Here is a 5,561-nt window from a genome sequence, read left to right as displayed (position 1 = left end):
GGTTCCGCCAGAACGTAATAGGCGTGACTGGCCTGATTGAGTTGCTGCCGCAGAGTGTCTGCCCTGGCCTCGGCCTCAGCAAGGGATACGGAAGACACGCTCAAGGTGGGGGCTCCCTGGTTCAAGCCTTCAGGATGCGGTCAATGCGCCAGTCCTCACCCACCTTGACGAAGGTGAAATCCAGGGGCAGCACCTGTTTTTTGTCCTCGGAGTTCAGCTTCACGGTGAGGATGATCTGCCCCTCCTGGATGCGGGGACGGCCGGATTTGAGGTTGCGGTAGCGCCTGAGTTCCAGGCTGGAGAGCAGGCGAATAAAATTTTGGCGACTCACGTGTAGCCGATAATTCTTGGTGGTGAGCAGGTAGGCGGCATCCACACGCCCCCGCGCCACCTGGCTGAAGAATTGCTTGACCAGTGGATTGATGCCGCGGGCGCTGATGATGAGGCGGATGGCGCTGATCAGCCAATAGGTGAGAAGCGCCGCCAGGGCTGCCAGCAGGGCTTTCGTCCCGTAATCCCGCAGGAGAATCATGTCCATGGACCGGGCAGCCGTGGCGAAAGGAACTCGTGTCTGAGATTGTGCCTGACTGGCGGCTCCTACGGGGGCTGGTCTTAAGAATCCAGGCTTCAAGCACCATGGTCAGGAGCCCACAGGACGGGGGAAGCCCGTTGGGGCTAGGCTGGCGCCATGATGACTCAAGATCCCTACCGTCACCGCCCTGGCCATGCCCTGGCGAACTTGGTGGAGGCTGGCCGTGACTTTGTCCACGGCGCCGCAGGTGCCAGACCGGGATCACGGCGTCGCAGGGGTTCGGGGGGCATCAGCCAGTTCAGTCGTTGGGTGGGCGAGGGCATCAATTGGCTCCTGGAGGAGGACCCCGACGGCAGGGTGCAGGAGGCTCCATGGACGGAACCACTAGCGCCGTCAGAATCGCCGCTTAACGGGGAGAGAAGGGGCAGGCCCGGTAGAACGGCCGGTGACCCATCCGGCCCGGAGTCCCCCTGGTCCCACCAGGGCAACCACGGTGCGCGGCGACGACCGCTTCAGGTGATTCCCCACCCTGCTCCCCCCCTGCTGCAGCAGGCGCGGCCTGCCCCGGAGCCTTGGGAGGAGGAGTCCCCCCGGCGTGACGGCGGCGGCAGTCGTCCGTCGCGGCCCCGGCCCCGCTCCAGCCGCCGCATCAGGCCATGAGTCACCTAGTGGTGATGGGTTTCCCCACGGTAGAGGAGACCGAAGAGGTGCGTTGCGAGTTGGCGGGTCTCCAGCAACAGCACCTGATTTCCCTGGAGGACGCCGTTGTGGTGGAGAGGGACAAGCAGGGCCACGTGCATCTGCGCCAAGCTGTGAACCTGACAACCGCAGGAGCCATCAGCGGCGGGTTCTGGGGATCGTTGATTGGGTTGATCGTGCTCAACCCCCTCCTGGGGGCCGCTGTGGGCGCAGGGGTTGGCGCGGCATCGGGTGCGCTGGCGGACATGGGCATCAACGACGACTTCATGCGGGAACTGGGACACACCCTGCCGGAGGACAGCGCTGCCCTCTGCCTCCTGGTGCGAACGGTGACCCTGGACCGTGTTCTGGAGAAGCTGCAGAGCCACGTCAGCCACACCAGGCTGCTGCACACCAGTCTCAGCCACACGGACGAGCAAAAGCTTCGCCATGCCCTGGAGTTGAGCAAGCATTCCCACCAGATACAGGGAGAATGAGATAGCCAGCGCCAGCCACCATGGGCTCCACCAACATCACCGTGTCCAATCCCAGCAAGACAGCCGAGATGGCAGCCGCCGTACGGGCACTTCATCAGCGCCGCGCCCAACCACCGTTATTTGAGGATCCCCATGCCTTGGCCATGTGCAGAGGATTCTGGCGGCGAGTGGTCGCCAACAACTGGCTCGCCAACCTGATGATGGGCACAGTGTTGTCCACCACGTCGGGCATCATGCCCGTGGTCTACACCCGGGCCCGCTTTGGAGAAGACCTTCTGGAGGCCGCCGTCAAGGAGGGTCTGGATCAATACGTAATCGTGGGGGCAGGATACGATACCTTTTCTGTGAGACGCCCTGATCTCATGGACAAGCTGACCCTCTATGAAGTGGACCAGGCGGCCACGCAGCAGTCCAAGCGGGAGCGCCTGAAAGCTGCGGGACTCACGGAACCCCGGAATCTATGCTACGTGGCGGCGGATCTTAATCAGGAACAACTCCATGAGGTCCTGGCGCGGGTCAACTTTGACAAGACACGTCCTGCTTTGTTCTCCTGGTTTGGCGTTACCTATTATCTGGAGATGGCATCAATCAAAGAAACATTGATCAGCATTGCTTCCCATATGGCGCCTGGATCGGCAGTGATGTTTGATTATCTTGCCGACCCAAGATTAACGCCTTGTGGATTCATTAGAATGCAGGAAGCCAGTGCCAATTTTGTGGCCAGGCGTGGTGAACCGTGGCTGTCCAGTTTTGTGCCAGATGAACTGCCTGGTGTTCTGGATGAGTTGGGCTATGCAACAGCAAATCATCTGAAACCGCAAGAGGTGGGACCTCGTTATTTCTCGAAAACAGATGATATGACCTATCCTGCCTTCATAGGACTCTACCATGGGATTGTCCGCCAGGCAGAGAACAGTGAGAGCCAAATCAGTTGACCAACAGGGGCTTCAGGCAGCGACCCGTGTGGCTGTCCGGATGGTCGGCCACCTGCTCGGGGGTGCCACAGGCCACCTGCTGTCCACCACGATCTCCCCCTTCAGGCCCCAGGTCAATGAGCCAGTCAGCGCAGCGTATCACGTCCAGATTGTGTTCAATGACAACAATCGAGTTGCCTTTCTCCACCAGGCGTTGCAGGATCTTCATCAGGGTATGCACGTCGTAAAAGCTCAGGCCGGTTGTGGGCTCGTCAATGAGGTAGAGGGTTTTGCCCGTGGCCCGCTTGGACAGTTCTGTTGCCAGCTTCATGCGCTGTGCCTCTCCACCGGACAGGGTTGGGGCGGGCTGTCCCAGCCGCATATAGCCTAAACCAACATCCACCAGACTCTGCAGCCGCTGCACCGCCGCCGGGATGGCTGAGAAAACATCCTTGGCCTCTTCAATTGTCATTTCCAACACATCGGAAATCGTGTAATTCTTATAGCGAACTTGCAACGTTTCCCGGTCATATCGCTTGCCCTTGCACACATCACACTGAACATAGACATCCGGTAAAAAACTCATGGAGATCACGTTCACACCCTGTCCTCCACAGGCTTCGCAGCGTCCCCCTTTCACGTTAAAGCTGAATTGACCAGCCCGATACCCTCGGGCCTTCGCCTCAACGGTTGCGGCAAAACACTGGCGAACCGCGTCAAAGGCGCCCACGTAGGTGGCCGGGTTGGAGCGGGGTGTGCGGCCAATAGGGGATTGGTCAATCACAATCACCTTGTCAAGGGCTGGAACCCCCTGGAGCGCACCCAGGCCATCGGGGAACGGTGTCCTGTGGCCCAACCGGTTCTCCAGCGCGGGCCGCAGCAGCTCGTTCACCAGGGTGCTTTTGCCACTGCCACTCACCCCAGTAACGCACACTAGCCGTCCCAAGGGAATGTCAACGTTCAAGTTTTTCAGGTTATTGCGATGGCAGTTGATCATTCGGAGACACCGCTGGTTACGGTTGCGGCGCTGCTCCGGCGTGGGGAGATGGCAGCGACCGGATAGATAGGCCCCTGTCAAGGATTCCTGACTGGCCAGCACATGACCAAGGGTGCCGGAAACGATAATCTCCCCCCCGTGAACACCAGCGCCAGGACCAATATCCACCAGATGATCGGCGGCGCGGATGGTTTCTTCGTCATGCTCCACCACAATGAGGGTATTGCCCAGGTTTCGCAGCCGGAAGAGGGTTTTCAAGAGGCGATGATTATCTCGCTGATGGAGTCCAATGCTGGGCTCATCCAATACGTAAAGCACACCGGTGAGACCGGAACCAATTTGGGTGGCCAGGCGAATCCGCTGGGCTTCGCCGCCGGAGAGGGTGACGGCAGCACGGTCCAGGCTCAAATAGTCCAGGCCCACATCCAGGAGAAACCGAAGGCGAGCCTGAATTTCCACCAGGACCTGCTTGGCGATCTGCAACTGGCGGGGCGTCAGCAGGGGGGGGGAGTGGTCTTCTCCCATACCACCCAATCGCTCAATACTCACCAGGCATTGATCAATGGTCATGCTGGTGAGGTCGTGAATTCCGTAAGGCCCCACCAGCACGGCCAAAGCTTCTGGCCGCAGGCGCCGTCCGGAACAGGTTTTACAGAGGACATCTTCTCGATAGTGTTCGAGTTTCTGGCGCATGGCCTCGGAGCCCGTCTCCTGATACTGGCGCTCTAACATGGCAAGCACACCATGGAATTTTCGCTTGTAACCCTGGCCAGATTTGTATCGACTATCTCCATGAATACAAATTAAATTTTTCATCCCATAGAGAATGGCTTGCTGTTGGGTAGAATTGAGTTGACACCAGGGCGTCTGCAAATTAAATCCCAATTCCTTGCCAAGACTATACAACAAGGAATAAGGGTAATGGTCATCACGATGACTCCATGGTACAATAGCTGCATAGATGGGCTGACTGGGATCAGGGATCACCCGTTCCACAGTGAAGCAGCGGCGATGGCCAATGCCATGGCAGTCGGGACAGGCCCCATAGGGAGAATTGAAGGAAAACAACCGTGGGGACAACTCTTCCATCACCGCCCCATGGACCGGACAGGCAAAATGTTCAGAGAACATCCATTCCTGCTCCATACCGGGAGGCAACTCCTCCCCTTGGTGTAACACCACGTTGACCACCGCCAAACCATCCCCCCGCTGCAGACAGGTGCGCAGGGAATCGTGGAGCCGTTCGTCAATGCCCGGGCGCGCCACCAGACGATCCACCACCACGTCAATGGTGTGGTGGTGATTTTTTTCAAGCGCAATGTTGTCGTTCAGTTCCCTCACCTCGCCGTTGATACGCACCCGGGCAAAGCCCTCCGCCAACAGGTTGGCCAGCAGTCGAGCGTGGGTCCCCTGCTGACCCCGCACCACAGGGGCCAGCAGTTGAAAGCGAATCCCTTCCGGCAACTGGACAACGGCGCTGACCATCTCGTCAATGGTCTGGGGTCTGATGGGACGACTGCAGTGGGGGCAGTGGGGCTGTCCGGCCCGGCCAAAGAGGAGGCGCAGGTGATCGTAGATCTCAGTCACCGTGCCCACCGTAGAGCGGGGATTGTGGCTGGTGGACTTCTGGTCGATGGAAATGGCGGGAGAGAGCCCCTCGATGGCGTCCACGTCGGGCTTGTCCAACTGGCCAAGAAACTGGCGTGCATAGGTGGACAGGCTCTCCACGTAGCGCCGCTGACCTTCGGCAAAAATGGTGTCGAACGCCAGGGAGGACTTACCGCTGCCACTGACGCCGGTGAACACCACCAGGCGATTGCGGGGAATGGCGAGGTTAATATTGCGAAGGTTATGCTGACGAGCGCCACGAACACGAATCACGTCCTCCGAGGGTGGCGGCCCAGGTTTTTCCGTAGACGCCATCGGAGTTCCCAGGTCCAGGA

General features: G+C 59.3%; 5 protein-coding genes. 3 read left to right on the top strand and 2 right to left on the bottom strand.

The features are described 5' to 3' along the window. Window positions 1-121: 121 nt before the first annotated feature. The gene (locus FLM9_RS00255) at window positions 122-538 is read right to left on the bottom strand and encodes a hypothetical protein (RefSeq protein ID WP_074456715.1); all 417 of its coding nucleotides are present in this window, start codon (window positions 536-538) and stop codon (window positions 122-124) included. A 150-nt stretch (window positions 539-688) separates the two neighbouring features. On the opposite strand from FLM9_RS00255, the gene FLM9_RS07905 reads away from it, so the two are divergent. From FLM9_RS07905 to FLM9_RS00245, 3 genes are read left to right on the top strand one after another with little or no spacing between them, the layout of a single operon-like run. Further along, entirely contained in the window at window positions 689-1,192 is a 504-nt protein-coding gene (locus tag FLM9_RS07905; protein ID WP_143324516.1) for a hypothetical protein, read from the top strand. Then, entirely contained in the window at window positions 1,189-1,707 is a 519-nt protein-coding gene (locus tag FLM9_RS00250; RefSeq protein WP_074456714.1) for a DUF1269 domain-containing protein, read from the top strand. Before FLM9_RS07905 ends, FLM9_RS00250 begins: the two co-directional genes overlap by 4 nt. Before the next feature lie 20 nt (window positions 1,708-1,727). Then, on the top strand, window positions 1,728-2,642 hold the full coding sequence (locus tag FLM9_RS00245) for a class I SAM-dependent methyltransferase (protein WP_074456713.1): 915 nt from the start codon (window positions 1,728-1,730) through the stop codon (window positions 2,640-2,642). On the opposite strand, the gene uvrA is transcribed toward FLM9_RS00245, so the two are convergent. Beyond that, window positions 2,635-5,541 carry an excinuclease ABC subunit UvrA gene (gene uvrA / locus FLM9_RS00240; protein WP_074456716.1) on the bottom strand — a complete coding sequence of 969 codons (2,907 nt, stop codon included), beginning with the start codon at window positions 5,539-5,541 and terminating at the stop codon, window positions 2,635-2,637. The two genes, FLM9_RS00245 and uvrA, sit on opposite strands and share 8 nt — an antisense overlap. Between the last annotated feature and the right edge of the window lie 20 nt (window positions 5,542-5,561).

It is taken from the genome of Candidatus Synechococcus spongiarum (assembly GCF_900047545.1).
In the GTDB taxonomy this organism is placed as follows: Bacteria; Cyanobacteriota; Cyanobacteriia; order PCC-6307; family Cyanobiaceae; genus Synechococcus_B; species Synechococcus_B spongiarum_C.
This window is presented reverse-complemented; position numbering and strand designations above follow the sequence as displayed.